At 36.1% G+C, this 15,942-nt stretch carries 13 protein-coding genes; 10 read left to right on the forward strand and 3 right to left on the reverse strand.

The genetic code is table 11. The annotated features are described in order from the left end of the window. Positions 1-152 precede the first annotated feature (152 nt). Positions 153-1,583 carry an amino acid permease gene (locus KO02_RS14200; protein WP_038699301.1) on the forward strand — a complete coding sequence of 477 codons (1,431 nt, stop codon included), beginning with the start codon at positions 153-155 and terminating at the stop codon, positions 1,581-1,583. Positions 1,584-1,729: 146 nt separating this feature from the next. Here the strand turns inward: KO02_RS14200 and KO02_RS14205 are convergent, their stop codons facing one another. Both KO02_RS14205 and KO02_RS14210 read right to left on the reverse strand, forming a co-directional pair. After that, on the reverse strand, positions 1,730-2,587 hold the full coding sequence (locus tag KO02_RS14205) for an aminotransferase class IV (protein ID WP_038699303.1): 858 nt from the start codon (positions 2,585-2,587) through the stop codon (positions 1,730-1,732). A gap of 13 nt (positions 2,588-2,600) precedes the next feature. After that, positions 2,601-3,644 carry an RluA family pseudouridine synthase gene (locus KO02_RS14210; RefSeq protein WP_038699305.1) on the reverse strand — a complete coding sequence of 348 codons (1,044 nt, stop codon included), beginning with the start codon at positions 3,642-3,644 and terminating at the stop codon, positions 2,601-2,603. Between the two features lie 54 nt (positions 3,645-3,698). On the opposite strand from KO02_RS14210, the gene KO02_RS14215 reads away from it, so the two are divergent. The 5 genes from KO02_RS14215 (at position 3,699) to ppk1 (ending at position 8,898) form a co-directional block, all read left to right on the forward strand. Next, positions 3,699-4,604: a 1-aminocyclopropane-1-carboxylate deaminase/D-cysteine desulfhydrase gene (locus KO02_RS14215; protein WP_038699307.1), complete on the forward strand. Its 906-nt coding sequence runs from the start codon at positions 3,699-3,701 to the stop codon at positions 4,602-4,604. Positions 4,605-4,691: 87 nt separating this feature from the next. Next, positions 4,692-5,255, forward strand: coding sequence for an NADPH-dependent FMN reductase (locus KO02_RS14220; protein WP_038699309.1), 564 nt, complete (start codon positions 4,692-4,694; stop codon positions 5,253-5,255). Positions 5,256-5,329: 74 nt separating this feature from the next. Beyond that, entirely contained in the window at positions 5,330-5,908 is a 579-nt protein-coding gene (locus KO02_RS14225) for a DJ-1/PfpI family protein (protein ID WP_038699311.1), read from the forward strand. A gap of 181 nt (positions 5,909-6,089) precedes the next feature. Then, positions 6,090-6,467 (forward strand): hypothetical protein, encoded by a 378-nt coding sequence (locus KO02_RS14230; protein ID WP_038699313.1) that lies wholly within the window; start codon positions 6,090-6,092, stop codon positions 6,465-6,467. A 361-nt stretch (positions 6,468-6,828) separates the two neighbouring features. Further along, positions 6,829-8,898, forward strand: coding sequence for a polyphosphate kinase 1 (ppk1, locus tag KO02_RS14235; RefSeq protein WP_038699315.1), 2,070 nt, complete (start codon positions 6,829-6,831; stop codon positions 8,896-8,898). Between the two features lie 59 nt (positions 8,899-8,957). On the opposite strand, the gene guaB is transcribed toward ppk1, so the two are convergent. Further along, positions 8,958-10,433, reverse strand: coding sequence for an IMP dehydrogenase (gene guaB / locus KO02_RS14240; RefSeq protein ID WP_038699317.1), 1,476 nt, complete (start codon positions 10,431-10,433; stop codon positions 8,958-8,960). A gap of 249 nt (positions 10,434-10,682) precedes the next feature. Between guaB and KO02_RS14245 the strand changes: the two genes are divergently transcribed. The 4 genes from KO02_RS14245 to KO02_RS14260 all read left to right on the forward strand — a co-directional run bounded on the left by KO02_RS14245 (position 10,683) and on the right by KO02_RS14260 (position 15,941). Beyond that, positions 10,683-11,156, forward strand: coding sequence for a hypothetical protein (locus tag KO02_RS14245; RefSeq protein ID WP_038702746.1), 474 nt, complete (start codon positions 10,683-10,685; stop codon positions 11,154-11,156). Positions 11,157-11,382: 226 nt separating this feature from the next. Further along, positions 11,383-14,349 (forward strand): protein translocase subunit SecDF, encoded by a 2,967-nt coding sequence (gene secDF / locus KO02_RS14250; RefSeq protein WP_038699319.1) that lies wholly within the window; start codon positions 11,383-11,385, stop codon positions 14,347-14,349. Positions 14,350-14,494: 145 nt separating this feature from the next. Further along, entirely contained in the window at positions 14,495-14,929 is a 435-nt protein-coding gene (locus KO02_RS14255) for a MarR family winged helix-turn-helix transcriptional regulator (RefSeq protein WP_038699321.1), read from the forward strand. A gap of 7 nt (positions 14,930-14,936) precedes the next feature. Then, positions 14,937-15,941 (forward strand): NAD(P)/FAD-dependent oxidoreductase, encoded by a 1,005-nt coding sequence (locus KO02_RS14260; protein WP_038699323.1) that lies wholly within the window; start codon positions 14,937-14,939, stop codon positions 15,939-15,941. Position 15,942: the final 1 nt, after the last annotated feature.

Consider the following 15,942-nt stretch of genomic DNA (forward strand, 5'->3'; position numbering starts at 1 on the left):
ATTGACAAAGGACAAATATAGATTTAATTGATACTTATGGTTTTTCTTAATGTCTGTTATAACCTGTCCTAAACATCCTATTTCTATAGATAAAATACTATATTAGCTCTATCTAAATATTAGCCCGTATATTAACTTTAAAAAACTCATACGTGGATCAAACTCCAAAAGAAAATAACGAATTAAAAAGAGGTCTCCAAAATCGACACATTCAATTAATTGCCCTAGGCGGTGCGATTGGAACAGGACTATTTCTAGGCATAGGTAAGGCCGCTATTCTAGCTGGCCCTTCTGTAATTTTAGGCTATGCAATAGCGGGTATCATTGCCTTTTTTATTATGCGCCAACTGGGCGAAATGGTCGTGGAAGAACCTGTATCAGGAAGTTTCAGTTTTTTTGCCAACAAATATCTCGGTTCATTTGCTGGTTATGCCTCCGGTTGGAATTATTGGGTATTATATGTATTAGTCAGTATGGCTGAATTAACAGCTATAGGCTTTTATGTCCAATTTTGGTGGCCTGAAATTCCGCTATGGACATCGAGCTTAATATTCTTTTTTATTATTAATGCGCTAAATTTAGCTTCTGTAAAAGTCTATGGAGAAGCCGAATTTTGGTTTTCGATAGTAAAAGTTGCTGCAATTATTGCTATGATCTTATTTGGCTCTTATTTGCTTATTAGTGGTACGGGAAATCCAGATTCGTCAATAAGTAACCTATACAATAATGGTGGATTCTTCCCCAAAGGTTGGTTATCTCAAGGTACTGATGGTAAATATGAAGGTCTTCTTGCTGCTATTGCCTTGATTATGTTCTCATTTGGTGGCTTGGAACTAGTAGGCATTACTGCGGCTGAAGCTGAAAACCCAGAGAAAAACATCCCAAAGGCGACCAATCAGGTAATCTACAGAATTCTTATCTTTTATGTAGGTGCTTTAGTCGTTTTATTTTCATTATCTCCTTGGCAGAACATAACTGCTGAAACGAGTCCATTTGTTACAGTGTTTGAATCTTTGAAAAGTTTTCAGTTTTCCTTCTTTGGGAAGACAGTCTACGTGACAAGTTTAATCGCGAATGTTTTAAATCTAATCGTATTAACAGCCGCTCTCTCTGTTTATAATAGTAGTGTATACAGCAATAGCCGCATGCTATATGGATTAGCTAGTCAAGGAAATGCACCAAAATTCTTACATAAATTAAGTAAGAATCATGTACCTGTCAATGCCATTTTAGTTTCAGCCTTATTCGCTGCACTTTGTGTATTAATCAATAAAATTATACCTGAAAATGCATTGGAAATTCTCATGTCTTTGGTCGTTTCTTCATTGATTATAAACTGGGTGATGATTACAGTAACGCATTTTTTCTTTAAAAAAGATAAAATAAAACGGGAAATCAAAACAAAATTTCCTTCTTTTTTATTTCCCATCAGTAATTATATATGCATTCTATTTCTACTCGCAGTTTTAGTTATCATGTGGATAACAGGAATGAAAGTACCCGTTGAGCTCATACCAATTTGGGTGGTTCTTCTATATATATCCTACCTACTTGTGAAGAAGAATAAAATGAAAAAACAGTAATTAACATGTTCTAGAACGCTTGTTTTTTATCATGTTCTTCATTCCATCATTACTTGACTTGTCGAAATTTCAATACAAAACGTTATAAACGCAAAAGCTCCTAAAGAATTTTATATCCTTAGGAGCTTTTCATTTTTGTTCTTCAACTATTCGGGCTCGTTATAATTCCATCCTAATAATTTATTTTGCAAAATTCTAGAAATCTTATTGAAATATCTCTTTTGTTTATAACCCATGACCCACTGTACACCTTGAACTGCATTGGTCAAAAATATTTCTTCGGCTTCCTTCATAATCTGTGGACTAATTTGCGCTTCTACCACTTCTAATCCTTCATCTATCGCCATATCGATTACGACCCTACGCATAACACCCTCTATACAGCCTTCAGATATTGCTGGTGTATATAAAGTTTTTTCATAATGTACAAAAATATTAGAACTCAATGCCTCACATAAAAAACCTTCTTGGTTTAGCAAAAGCACATCGTCAAAACCCATTTTTTTCTTGTGGATACCCGCTAAGACATAAATTTGCGAATTTAATGACTTTATCTTTGATAAGTCACTAAAAGGCTTTTTATACTCTGTATATAAATCTACAATCAATCCCACTTTCTTATCTTTGAGATTAGGTTCTGGCCTCGATACTTGAAAAACGTAAGAGGGTTTATTAGAGTTAGGACTGTATAAACCGCCTCCATTTCTAAAAACTGTAAGTCGAATACGCACAAGCTGCCCGACCATATTATTTTTACGTATCAGTTCTTCTACTTTTGAACGAAAGAAAAATTCATCAAACAAATTGACATCGTCAAAGTGTAATGCAATCATACCCTTCTGTAACCGTTCTAAATGAAAATTTAAAAACTTAATTTCACCATCCTTAAAGAGCATCGTCTCAAACAAGCCATCGCCGTAACGTACTGCTCTATTCTCGATAGAGAAAATTTCTTGTTCTTCAGGTACAATGTTACCGTTAAAATTGATATATGTTTTTGGCATCTAAGTATAAGTATTATTCACCCGTTGGTTTCGATAAAGCAGCATAGTGACGCCACTTCTCTAGTCCTAAACGAAAATCTTCTGGTAATGGTACTTCAAATTTACTATTTTCTTTTGAAGTAGGGTGTATAAATCCGATCACTTGGGCATGAAGAGCTTGCCTTGGCAATATCTTAAAGCAATTTTCTACAAATTGTTTATATTTTGTGAAAACTGTGCCTTTAATAATTTTATCTCCACCATACATGGCATCATTAAATAATGGGTGTCCAATAGATTGCATATGTGCACGGATTTGATGTGTTCTCCCCGTTTCTAATTGACATTCTATTAATGTGACATAACCTAATTGCTCCAAAACACGATAATGAGTAACTGACCATCGTCCATTTGCCTCACTACCATACATAGCCATAATACGCCTGTCTTTTTGGTGACGTCCAATATAGCCTGTTACCGTACCATCTTCTTTGATATCTCCCCACACTAATGCAATGTATTTCCGAGTGATACTATGATCATAAAATTGCTTCGCCAAGTGAGTCATGGACTTTTCATTCTTTGCAATCACAAGTAAACCTGACGTGTCTTTATCAATTCTATGCACTAAACCAGGACGATCCGAGTTGCCTGGCAGCTGTGGTAATTGTTGGATATGATGTGTCAAAGCATTTACCAATGTTCCTGAATAATTATTAAAACCAGGATGAACGACCATCCCTGATTCTTTATTAACGATCAATACATCATTATCTTCAAAAATAATATCCAAAGGAATATCTTCAGGATAAACTTCAGTATCTCTTGGAGGATCCGGCAGAACCATAGTGATGACATCAAGGGGTCTCACTTTGTAACTTGCCTTTATAGGCTTCTCATTTACTAATACGGACTCTGCTTCAATAGCCGCCTGAATCTTATTTCGAGAAGCATTCTCTACTCTATTCATCAAGAATTTATCGATTCGCAGTAACGCTTGTCCTTTATCTACCTCTATACGCAAATGCTCAAATAACTCTTGATCATCTTGCTCTTGTAACTCTAAATTTTCAGCCATCGTACAAAAATAACCTAATTCATACAATTTCTACTAACTTTGTAAACAAAGTGTATGATATCTTTTAATTTTTATAGTCCCGAGCAGAAAATCAGCCTTCCAGATTGGCAAAATAAGTCTATTCATGTCAGTGTAAAGCGCGATGACATGATTCATCCCTTTATATCAGGTAATAAATGGCGGAAATTAAAATTCAACGTTGAGGAGGCTTTAGCACAAAACAAAAAGCATTTGGTTACTTTCGGTGGTGCTTGGTCTAATCATATCTTAGCAACAGCATGTGCTGGTGCAACATTCGGTTTTAAAACGACTGCTTTCTTACGTAGCGAAGAAGGTATTAATAACCCCCTTATTGCTATGTGCAGGTTATTTGGAATGAACCTTATCTATATAAATCGCGTAGATTATAAAGATAAAAGATTTCTTTTTAACACACACTTTGGACGCGATTCACAGGCATATTTTATAGATGAGGGCGGCCATGGAGCTCTCGGCTCAAAAGGTTGTGAAGAAATAATTACTTCCTTGAATGAAACATATGACCATATTTTCTGTGCTTGTGGCACAGGAACAACTGTTGCAGGAGTTCAACAAGCTGTCTCTGAATCTGGATTAAAGACCGAAGTACATGGTATCCCTGTTCTAAAAGGTGGGGGGTTTATTCAAGATGAAATTCAAAAAATACACCCAAATAATAAACCTGTTACCCTGCATACTGAATATCACTTCGGCGGATATGCCAAAACAAAACCTGAACTGCTACAGTTTGTCGAAAAATTCGTTTCCAATACAGGCATTATGATTGAACCAACCTATACGGGCAAGCTTTTTTTTGCTATTAACGATTTAATTGCCAAAAATTATTTTAAGCAAGACGCCCGTATTTTAATCATTCACACTGGAGGCTTAACTGGTTTTTTGGGTATGTACGAACGTTTTAATCTTGACCTAGATCAATAAAACATCACTTTTAAAGGTTTCAAACATTATTTTGACATTGTCTTAAAAATATTATTGTACGTTTGAACATCAAACTTAACATATACAATGAAAATATTAGCATTTGCTGCTAGTAATAGCAGAAATTCAATTAACAAAACATTCGTTACCTCAGTTTCTAAATATTATAAAGAAGAAGACGATATTATCGATATTTTAGATCTAAATGACTACGAAATGCCCTTGTATTCAATAGACAGAGAGCTAGAATCTGGTATTCCGCAGTTGGCATTAGATTTTGCAGCAAAGATTGATGCATCTGATTTTCTATTGATTTCAATTGCAGAATATAATGGTTCATACAATGTTGGTTATAAAAACATTATTGATTGGGTTTCAAGAATTGCGGGCCGTAAAACATTTAATGGCAAACCAGTTTTTTTATTAGCAACCAGCCCAGGCCCTATGGGTGGCTCTACGGTATTGACTACAGCTGTAAATAGAATTGCTTGGGATGGTGCTGAAGTATTGGACTCATTCTCTTTACCAGAGTTTGGGAATAACTTCGAGTCAGGAAAAGGTGTTACTAACATCACATATAGAAGTAAATTGGAAGCTAAGGTTCGTGCAACTAAACGTGCTTTAAGAGAAAAGTTCCCTTTATTGACTTAATCATTTCTTTACAAAAAAAGTCATAGATCACTATGACTTTTTTTGTAACTTGGAACTATTAAAAAAATAAGATTATGGCGAAGAAAATATTATTACTTGTCGGTGACTACGTAGAGGACTATGAAGCAATGGTTCCTTTTCAGGCTATGGGTGCAATAGGTATTGATGTTGATGCAGTCGCACCTGACCGAAAAAAGGGTGACGTCATTCCTACGGCAGTGCATGACTTCACTGGAGACCAAACCTATAAAGAATTGCGTGGTCACAACTTTACAATCAATAAAGATTTCGATAGTATCCAGGTTGATGATTATGATGGTCTTTACATTGCTGGTGGTCGTTCTGCCGAATATATCCGTCTAAATAAACGTGTACTGGAAATCACGAAACATTTTTTTGACAGTAATAAACCTGTTGCTGCCATCTGTCATGGCATCCAAGTCTTGACTGCAGCAAAAGTACTTCAGGGACGAACATTGACAGCTTATATAGCCGTGGGACCTGATATTGAATTGGCTGGAGGAACATGGAAAAACATACCTGCTGATCAAGCTATTATTGATGGAAATCTGGTTACTTCTCCAGCTTGGCCCGGTCATCAAGCAATACTGAAAGAGTTTTATAAACTACTAGGAGTTACAATCTCACTTTAGTCGGGATGATTTTAATGGCTTCTGCCTTAATCATACATCGCAAGCTGGATTGAAATAACGATGGTCGCTACTGCACTTTCAAATATCGGTATCCGGTCCTTGAAAAACTATCCTCATGAAATAACTGAAAATTATTCATGTGTTTCATAAAAAATGAACAACAATACATAATTATATTCTGATGAAAAAAAATAAAAGAATCTGGCTTATCATTGTCCCCATTCTTGCAATTCTAGCATTCATGTTTAAGGATTCGTTTACACAAAAGAGTATCGAAGATCTTCCTGGCAATTTTAAGGAAGTTGCTTTTGTTCGAAATGAGCAAAATAAAGGTGGCATTATACGCATTTACGCAATTTCTGTTGGCAACCCAACCGAAGCAGATTATAAAGCATGTCTAGACCTACTTCCTGTAAATGATTATGGAAGTACAACTACAGCTTACTTTTTTGACCAGCATGCTCCGTACCCCACTTCACTTACTTTAGAAGCTCCACATTATGATGGAAATCAGTTTCATGCTATCCAAATTTCAAAGAAATCAGGAATGGACAAATAATATGCTGCTATAATACCTAATGAAGTCAAATGTTCCAACAATAATTGCAGAGCATTCTTGAATACCTATATTAAAACAATTACAAAAGAATAAATTTACTTTTATATCGATGTAATTATATTGCATATCTGAGCAAATTTATCTAAGTTTAAAGAGAATACTTTATGTATTCTCTTTTTTTGTTGTCGATTGACGTTATCATGATATGCGCAGATTTTATCACATTCCTAAGTCACAAAAGAGGCGTTCAAACAATTGTCAGTGTGGTTATATTTAACAATTATTTAATGTTATTTAAACAATACATTAAGTAAGTAAATTTACATTTGAAGCTCATTACATTAAAGAAGTATTAAAGAATATGGCTCGAAAATTCATTCCTAGAGATGTCAGCTGGTTAAGTTTTAATAGTAGGGTATTGCAAGAAGCTGCTGATGAAACAGTACCTCTACCTTCTAAAATAAAATTCTTAGGGATTTTTTCTAACAACCTAGATGAATTTTTTAGAGTACGAATACCAGGGTTAAAGCGTGCAATCGATATTAAAGATAAAGAAGCTAATTCATCTTTTTTTGAGGACCCTCAAATAATACTTGATGAGGTCAATACTATCGTTAGTAAACAGCAAAAAAAGTTTGATAGCATTTGGACGCTGATACAAAAAGAGATGGCTAAACAGCATGTCTATATGAAAGACGCTTATCAATTAAATCCGAAGCAAAAGGAGTTTGTGAAAAATTTCTATTTTGAAGAAATTGAATCTAATGTCATACCCCTATTGTTAGATGATAACCGTCCTATGCCCTACCTACGGGATAAAAGTCTCTATTTAGGCATATCGATGCGAAAAAAAGAATGGGAATATGAAACCCGATTTGCCATTATTGAAATCCCAACTACGTTAAATGGCCGCTTTGTTATATTACCGGCTTCAGCTAAAGAAAAGCACATTATTTTATTAGAAGATATTATTAAATTTAATCTTCCTTACATTTTTTCATATTTCGATTTCGACGAATTCGACGCTCATGTCTTCAAAATCACAAAAGATGCTGAATTTGACATCGATAATGATATCAATACCACATTAGCTGAAAAGATATCAAAAGGAGTCAAAAACCGAAGAAAAGGTAAAACAACAAGGTTCATTTTCGACAAGGAAATGGATGCTAGACTAGTAGAGTTTTTAATTAAGAAGTTGCAGTTGACAAAGAAGGATAATATTATACCCGGTCAAAAAATCCACAATTTCAAACATTTTATGGACTTTCCAAATGTCTTTAAACAACCTATCCTTCCTATTACGAATCCAGCATTTACGCATCCACAGCTTAATAAAACGCAACGGATAACGGATATCATCATCAAAAAGGATATTTTATTATCATTTCCTTATCACACCTTCCGCCCAGTAATTGACCTGCTTCGTGAGGCCGCGATGGACCCCGACGTTAGAACGATTCAAATCACAGCTTACCGACTTGCTACGAACAGTAAAATCGTTAATGCTTTGATCAATGCTGCAAGAAATGGGAAAGATGTAACGGTCATGCTCGAGCTCCAAGCTAGATTTGATGAAGAGAATAATCTATTCTGGAAGGAAAAGCTCGAGCTGGAAGGCATTCGAGTTTTAACAGGCGTGCCTAATAAAAAAGTTCATGCTAAACTCTGTATCATAAAAAAAAGGGTGGGTAATAAAACAATTCAATATGGCTTTGTCAGTACTGGGAATATAAACGAGAAAACAGCGAAACTTTACGGTGATTACTGTCTTCTTACGAGCAATAGAAGTGTTATGGCTGATATCAACAAAGTTTTCCATTTTCTCAAAAAACCAAAAAGCAATCCCCATGAAGTCATTAAAAATTGTAGTAGCCTCCTCGTCTGCCCCACCGATATGCGTAATGGAATTGCTCATTACATCGATAAGGAAATCGAGGAAGTTAAAGCCGGTAGAAAAGGACGTGTCATATTGAAAGTAAATTCTCTCAGTGACAGGATATTGATAAAAAAACTTTATGAAGCTGCTGAAATTGGTGTTCAGGTCGACCTGATCGTAAGAGGGATTTATTGTGCAACTAATCAACCAAAATTTAAAAAGGCAATCAATGCCATCAGTATTGTAGATGAGTTCTTAGAGCACGCTCGAGTGATGTATTTCTATTCTTCTGGCAAAGAAGTAATTTATATATCGTCTGCGGATTGGATGTCAAGAAATCTAGATCACCGTGTCGAGGCAGCTGTAAAAATTAACAGTAAAAAAATTAGAGATGAGATTAAGGATATGCTACAGATTCAATTACGAGATAATGTGAAAGCACGTATTCTGAATAACGAACTTAACAACCACTACGTTGAAAACGACAAAGAACCTTGTCGTTCGCAGATTGAAATCTATCATTACCTCAGGAAAAAAACTGATGAATTATAATCATAAAAAAAGGTCACTCAAAAAAATAGAGTGACCCTTTATTATGATTCATTTTTGAATTATCCTCTACTATTGTAATTAGGAGCTTCTTTCGTAATCGATATGTTATGTGGGTGTGATTCACGTAATCCAGCACCTGTAATACGAACAAATTGTGCTTCTTGCAACTTCTCAATAGTCGCAGCTCCACAATAACCCATTGATGCTTTTAATCCGCCCATATATTGATATACAACTTCTGCCAAAGTTCCTTTATATGGAACACGTCCAACAATTCCTTCTGGAACTAATTTCTTGATATCATCCTCCACATCTTGGAAGTAACGGTCTTTAGATCCTTTTTCCATAGCTTCTATAGAACCCATTCCACGGTATGATTTGAATTTACGTCCTTCATAGATAATGGTTTCACCAGGAGCTTCTTCAACACCAGCGAATAATGAACCAGCCATAATGGTATAAGCACCGGCAGCAATTGCTTTAGCAATATCACCCGTCTGTTTAATACCCCCGTCTGCAATTAAAGGAACACCTGTACCTTTTAAAGCTTTTGCCACTTCGTAAATCGCGTACAACTGCGGAACGCCTACACCCGCAATGATACGAGTTGTACAAATCGAACCTGGTCCAATGCCTACTTTCACGGCATCAGCACCTGCTTCTGCTAAAGCTTTCGCCGCCGCACCTGTAGCAATATTTCCAACGATAACTTGTAAGTCCGGAAAAGTAGCTTTAACCAACTTCAACTTTTCAATTACACCTTTTGAGTGGCCGTGAGCTGTATCAATAGTAATAACGTCCACCCCAGCCTTTACGAGCGCTTCTACGCGCTCTAATGTGTCGGGCGTAACACCAACCGCTCCGCCAACCAATAGTCGTCCGTGCGTGTCTTTAGCGGCATTTGGATAATGCTTATATTTTTGGATATCCTTAAATGTGATGAGGCCTTTTAGTACACCCTCACGATTAACAACAGGAAGTTTTTCTATTTTATGATTTTGTAAAATTTCTTCTGCTTTTACTAAATCAGTACCCTCTGGAGCAATAACTAAGTTATCCTTAGTCATCAACGATGCGATTGGTTGACTCATTACCTTTTGAAAGCGTAAATCGCGATTAGTAACAATCCCTACTAATTTACCATTCTCATCTATTACGGGAATACCTCCAATTTTATGATCTTTCATAATCTTGAAAGCATCTCCTACGGTCGCTGATTGCAATAAAGTAACGGGATCTTGAATCATACCGCTTTCTGAGCGCTTTACTTTTCGCACTTCAGCAGCTTGTTCTGCGATCGTCATGTTTTTATGTAACATACCAATACCGCCGGCTTGTGCAATCGCAATAGCTAAATCAGCACCCGTCACCGTATCCATAGCCGCAGAAACTAATGGAATATTTAATTTGATTTTTTTTGTCAAGAAAGTACTTGTATCGACATCACGTGGTAATATTTCAGAATAAGCTGGAATTAATAATACGTCGTCGTAGGTAAGTCCTTCTGCTACGAATTTTTGTGGATCTAATTGCATGGCAAATATGTATTGGGGTTTCTATTTGCCAGGCAAAATTAAGAATTATTAATGAAAACTGAAAATTAATTTCACTAATTACATTTAAATGATTATTGTAACATGAACTTAACATCTCGTTCTCATTGGTTTAATGACTAAACGTATGGGGATTTTCACAGGCTTGCTGCTTGATTGAAGATATATAGGCAACTTTTGGCAGGTTATTTGCATATGTTTTCTAAATTGAATTTTAAAAAAACACATATTATGAAAAAAGTATTACTTTCTATGGCTACAGCGGCTGTTTTAGCTTTAGGAGCACAAGAAGCAAAGGCACAATCACCACAGCGAGCAGCTATAGGCGTTGTATTTGATGGTACAATGGGCGATTTGTGGGGTGTTCAATATAAACAATCTATGGGTGGTGCTAACAACGGGCAAGCCCAAATCATGTTCGATGATAACGTGGTCGCTATTGGAGCTGATTGGCAACATGCAAGACCGTTTTCTGGCACTAATGGTTTAGGTTGGTACGCTGGAGTCGGTGCTCAATTAGCTTTTCTTGATCATGGTGATAATAAGACTTGGGTTTCATTACGACCTCAATTAGGGTTGGAATTTAAGATTCCAACAGCACCGATTGGTCTGCATGCAGATTGGAAACCAGACTGGAGATTAAATAACAATTCTGACTTTGATGCATCAACTTTTTCATTCGGTATTAAATATACTTTAAGATAAGTAAAATCGCAATTTTCATAAAAAAAGCCTCCCAAACGGAGGCTTTTTTTATGAAACTACATGGTAATAATCTTTTAATCGGATTTTATCATAAGCTTAATCAAATAAAGCTTTCCATTTTACAAAATTTTTATACCTTTGGCATTCTTGGAGAATTGTAATTTTCACACAAGAATGAGTTATCAATTATATCAATAATATCAAACTAATACACTAAAAACAGACGATGCAAGGTAAAGGGCTGATTAAATTTTTGGTGATAGCGGTATCTATAGCATGTCTATACGCCCTATCATTCACTTTTGTAACCCGCAAAGTTGAGCGTGATGCTGAGAATTATGCACAAGGAGATATGGCACGTGAAAAATCGTACTTAGACTCTATCGCTGGCGAGGTTGTTTACAATTTAGGTTTTGCTAAATACACCTATAGAGAAGCTAAAGCACAAGAACTTGCTTTAGGTCTTGATCTAAAAGGGGGTATGAACGTTACGATGGAAATCTCAATCGATGAGTTGATTCGTAACTTAGCGGATAATCCTAAAGACGAGAAATTCAATGCAGCACTTACTGCTGCCATTTCGAAAAGTAAAACAAGTCAAAAATCTTTAGTAAATTTATTCATAGAGGAATATAAAGCTACAGGTAATACGACTCCACTTTCAACTTACTTCGCTACTAAAGATAATGCTTCTTTAATCAAGGCGGGGGACACAGATGCACAATTGGAATCTTTTTTACAAAAAGAAGCTGAAAATGCTATTCAAAACTCATACAAAGTACTTCGTACTCGTATTGACAAATTTGGAGTCGCTTCTCCAAACATTCAAATTCAACAGGGGACTAATCGCATTCTAATTGAATTACCGGGTGTTAATGATGAGCAACGTGTTCGCAAATTATTACAAGGTTCTGCGAAGTTAGAATTTTACGAAACTCATGGTAACCAAGAGGTTTATCCTTTGTTAGAAAATATTAACAAGACTTTATCAGCTACCTTAAAAATAGCGTCTACGAATGATAAAGCAACAACAGATTCAACTAAAAACGGTGATGACTTATTGGCTAATCTTGGTGTCAATAAAAATACAAAAGATAGTGCTGCCGCTAAATTATCACAAGAAAATCCATTGTTTGATGTTTTGAGACCCGCAGTTTATATGGGTGAAAATCAACAAATGGCTTTAATGCCTGGAGCTATGGTGGGTAGTGCAGAGCTGAAAGATACAGCGAAAGTAAATGCTTACTTAAGTAGACCAGAAGTTAAATCGATTATCCCTGGAAATTTAAGGTTATTATGGTCAGTAAAGCCTGAGGCTAAAACACCTAATCTCCTTTCGCTATATGCGGTAAGACCTGCAGGTGTAGATAATGGACCTGTTTTAACAGGTGATGTTATTGTAAATGCACGTGACGAGTTTAATGAAAGAAATGAGCCTGTTGTTTCTATGCAAATGAACAACGAAGGGGCACGTGAGTGGAAAAAAATCACAGCTAAGGCTGCACAAAGCCAGCAATCTATAGCGATTGTCCTTGACAATGTGGTATACTCGGCGCCGGGTGTATCTGAAGAAATTGCAGGTGGTAATTCATCCATCTCAGGTTCATTCACCGTTGAAGACACAAAAGATTTAGCTAACGTATTGAAAGCAGGTCGTCTACCAACAACAGCTAAAATCGTAGAAGAGGCAATTGTAGGTCCTACTTTAGGACAATCTGCTATTGATTCTGGTGTGAATTCAGCAGTTATAGGTATTGTGCTTGTTCTTGTGTTCATGATAGCTTATTACAATACCGCAGGCTTGGTAGCAAACATAGCGGTTCTTGTAAACGTATTCTTTATCATGGGGGTACTCGCATCACTAAATGCAGTGCTGACCTTACCTGGTATTGCGGGTATCGTATTGACAATGGGTACAGCCGTCGACGCAAACGTCTTGATTTATGAACGTATCCGTGAAGAATTGGCTGGAGGAAAATCCATCCGTCAAGCTGTTGCAGATGGTTATAAAAATGCATTACCCTCTATCTTAGATTCACAAATCACAACTTTCTTAGTAGGTTTGGTGTTATTCTTCTTCGGAACAGGTCCAATTTTAGGATTTGCGACTACATTAATGGTAGGTATTATCACATCATTATTCACTAGTATCTTCCTGACTCGAATTATTTTTGAGTGGATGCTGGAACGTGATATGAAAATTAAAGTTTCCTTCCCTTGGTCCGCGAAGACATTGCAGAATGCGAACTTTCAATTCATTAAGAAAAGAAAAGGATTTTATATCGTTTCAATTGTTGTTGTTATTGCTTGTTTTGCATCGATTTTTATTAAAGGATTCAGTCAAGGTGTGGATTTTCAAGGAGGTCGTACGTACACTATCCGTTACGAAAGACCTGTTGATTTGGAAGCGGTTCGCCAAAACTTAGATGATATTTTTCAAAAAACAACTGAGGTTAAGGTGTTTGGAGCAGCGAACCAACTTCGTATAACAACAACGTATCACATTGATGAGACTTCGGACGAGGCTGATAAAGATGTATTGACTAAATTGAATGAAGGCTTATCTAAAGTTGATGGCGGAAACAAACATGAGATTCTTTCTTCTCAAAAAGTGGGTCCGAGCATTGCTACTGATATGAAAGCAAGATCAATCTATGCGACGATTTTTGCCTTATTAATCATAGCGGTTTATATATTGGTCCGTTTCCATAAATGGCAATATTCTGTAGGTGCTGCAATTGCAACTGTACACGATGCGATTATTGTGTTAGGTCTGTTCTCTATTCTAGATGGTATCGTTCCATTCTCATTAGATATTGATCAACATTTTATTGCAGCTATTTTAACGGTCTTGGGCTATTCGGTAAATGATACAGTAGTTGTATTTGACCGTATTCGTGAAGATGTTAATAAACCAAATGCATTGAGTAAAGACTTTGGTGAAACAATCAACCATGCCATTAACACAACATTGAGTAGAACTGTTATCACTTCATTGACAGTAATATTCGTTTTGGCGGTATTATTCATTTTCGGTGGTGAGGTTATCAGAGGTTTCTCTTTCGCTATCTTAATTGGTATTATTGTAGGTACATACTCTTCAATATTCCTTGCTGCTCCTGCAGTATACGATTTGAGTAAAGGAAAACACTTGGCAAGCGCTCCTAAAAAAGCAGAACCAGTGACACCATAAAATTAAAAATCATTAATAAAAAAGGCTTTCAGATTAAATCTGAAAGCCTTTTTTATTTTACAATAAATTCACTATAATACTTGTTGCACTAAGTATTATAATTACTATATTTGTTGTACGAAATATTATTGCAACAAATATTAATATGCAAGACGGAAAATTCAATAAATACTCATTCATTTTAGAGCGAACAGCAAAAAAAGTGAAGCAATTCGCACAAAATTCATTTTCAGAAAACGAATTTGACATCACTGTGGATCAATGGACAATCCTGAAAACACTTTACGAGAATGATAATCTCCTGCAAAAAGAACTTGCTGAGAAATGTTGTAAAGATCAACCTACACTAACACGAATTGTTGATTTATTAATCAAGAAAGGATTAACAGAACGAGTTGTCCATCCATCTGATCGCCGTGGTCTCTATTTACATTTAACAGATGATGGTCAAAAAAAAGTCGAAGCATTCTCCCCTATTGTTTCAAGCATTAGAATGAAGGCATGGGAAAATTTGACTGACGAAGATTTTAATGCATTCACACGTATATTGGACAAAATTTATAAAAATTTAAGTAATTAAAATTGATATGATTATAACGGACATATGTATCATAGGTGCTGGACCTGTGGGTTTATTTGCTGTATTTGAAGCAGGATTATTAAAAATGAGGTGCCATCTAATTGATATTCTTCCTCAAGTAGGTGGTCAATTATCCGAAATATATCCGCATAAGCCGATTTATGATATACCTGGGTACCCCACTATTCGTGCTCAAGAGTTGGTTGACAATCAGATGAAGCAAATTGAACCATTCCATCCCACATTTACGCTTGGCGAACGGGTTGAGGGTTTAGAAAAACAAGAAGATGGTTCCTACATCGTTGTAAGCTCTGAAGGAACACGTATCCACTGTCAAGTTGTTGTTATAGCAGGAGGATTGGGCTGTTTTGAACCACGAAAGCCTGAACTTGCCAATTTAGCCAAATATGAAAGAAAGGGTGTTGATTATATGGTCAAAAATCCTGAAGAATATCGTGATAAAAAAATTATTATTGCTGGTGGTGGTGACTCTGCACTGGATTGGACAATCTATTTGTCAGGAATTGCAAAAGAGCTTACTTTGATCCACAGAAGTGACTCTTTTAGAGGTGCACCAGATTCTGCAGACAAAGTATATGAACTTGCTCAACAAGGGGCAATCAATTTATTAATGTCCCATAATCTTGCAGATGTGCACGGATCAGATTTTTTATCTCATGTAATAGCAATTAATAAACAAAGAGAAGAAATCAAAATGGAGGCAGATTATTTCATCCCGCTATTTGGTCTAACGCCAAAATTAGGCCCTATCGCAAACTGGAGTTTAAATATAGACAAGAATGCGATTGAGGTGAATACAATGGACTACTCGACTAATGTAGCACGTATATACGCTATTGGGGATATAAATACATACCCGGGTAAATTAAAATTGATATTATGTGGGTACCACGAAGCTGCATTAATGGCTCAAAGTGCCTTCAAATTCGTATACCCCGATCAGAAATTGAGTTTTAAATATACAACTGTAAATGGAATCAATACTTTTTAAC

Source organism: Sphingobacterium sp. ML3W (assembly GCF_000747525.1).
In the GTDB taxonomy this organism is placed as follows: domain Bacteria; phylum Bacteroidota; class Bacteroidia; order Sphingobacteriales; family Sphingobacteriaceae; genus Sphingobacterium.

Coding starts and splice junctions, on each gene's coding strand:
- KO02_RS14205 (WP_038699303.1), bottom strand. CDS start 2,587: ATGCCAAAAACATATATCAATTTTAACGGTAACATTGTACCTGAAGAA.
- KO02_RS14210 (WP_038699305.1), bottom strand. CDS start 3,644: ATGGCTGAAAATTTAGAGTTACAAGAGCAAGATGATCAAGAGTTATTT.
- KO02_RS14215 (WP_038699307.1), top strand. CDS start 3,699: ATGATATCTTTTAATTTTTATAGTCCCGAGCAGAAAATCAGCCTTCCA.
- KO02_RS14220 (WP_038699309.1), top strand. CDS start 4,692: ATGAAAATATTAGCATTTGCTGCTAGTAATAGCAGAAATTCAATTAAC.
- KO02_RS14225 (WP_038699311.1), top strand. CDS start 5,330: ATGGCGAAGAAAATATTATTACTTGTCGGTGACTACGTAGAGGACTAT.
- KO02_RS14230 (WP_038699313.1), top strand. CDS start 6,090: ATGAAAAAAAATAAAAGAATCTGGCTTATCATTGTCCCCATTCTTGCA.
- ppk1 (WP_038699315.1), top strand. CDS start 6,829: ATGGCTCGAAAATTCATTCCTAGAGATGTCAGCTGGTTAAGTTTTAAT.
- guaB (WP_038699317.1), bottom strand. CDS start 10,433: ATGCAATTAGATCCACAAAAATTCGTAGCAGAAGGACTTACCTACGAC.
- KO02_RS14245 (WP_038702746.1), top strand. CDS start 10,683: ATGAAAAAAGTATTACTTTCTATGGCTACAGCGGCTGTTTTAGCTTTA.
- secDF (WP_038699319.1), top strand. CDS start 11,383: ATGCAAGGTAAAGGGCTGATTAAATTTTTGGTGATAGCGGTATCTATA.
- KO02_RS14255 (WP_038699321.1), top strand. CDS start 14,495: ATGCAAGACGGAAAATTCAATAAATACTCATTCATTTTAGAGCGAACA.
- KO02_RS14260 (WP_038699323.1), top strand. CDS start 14,937: ATGATTATAACGGACATATGTATCATAGGTGCTGGACCTGTGGGTTTA.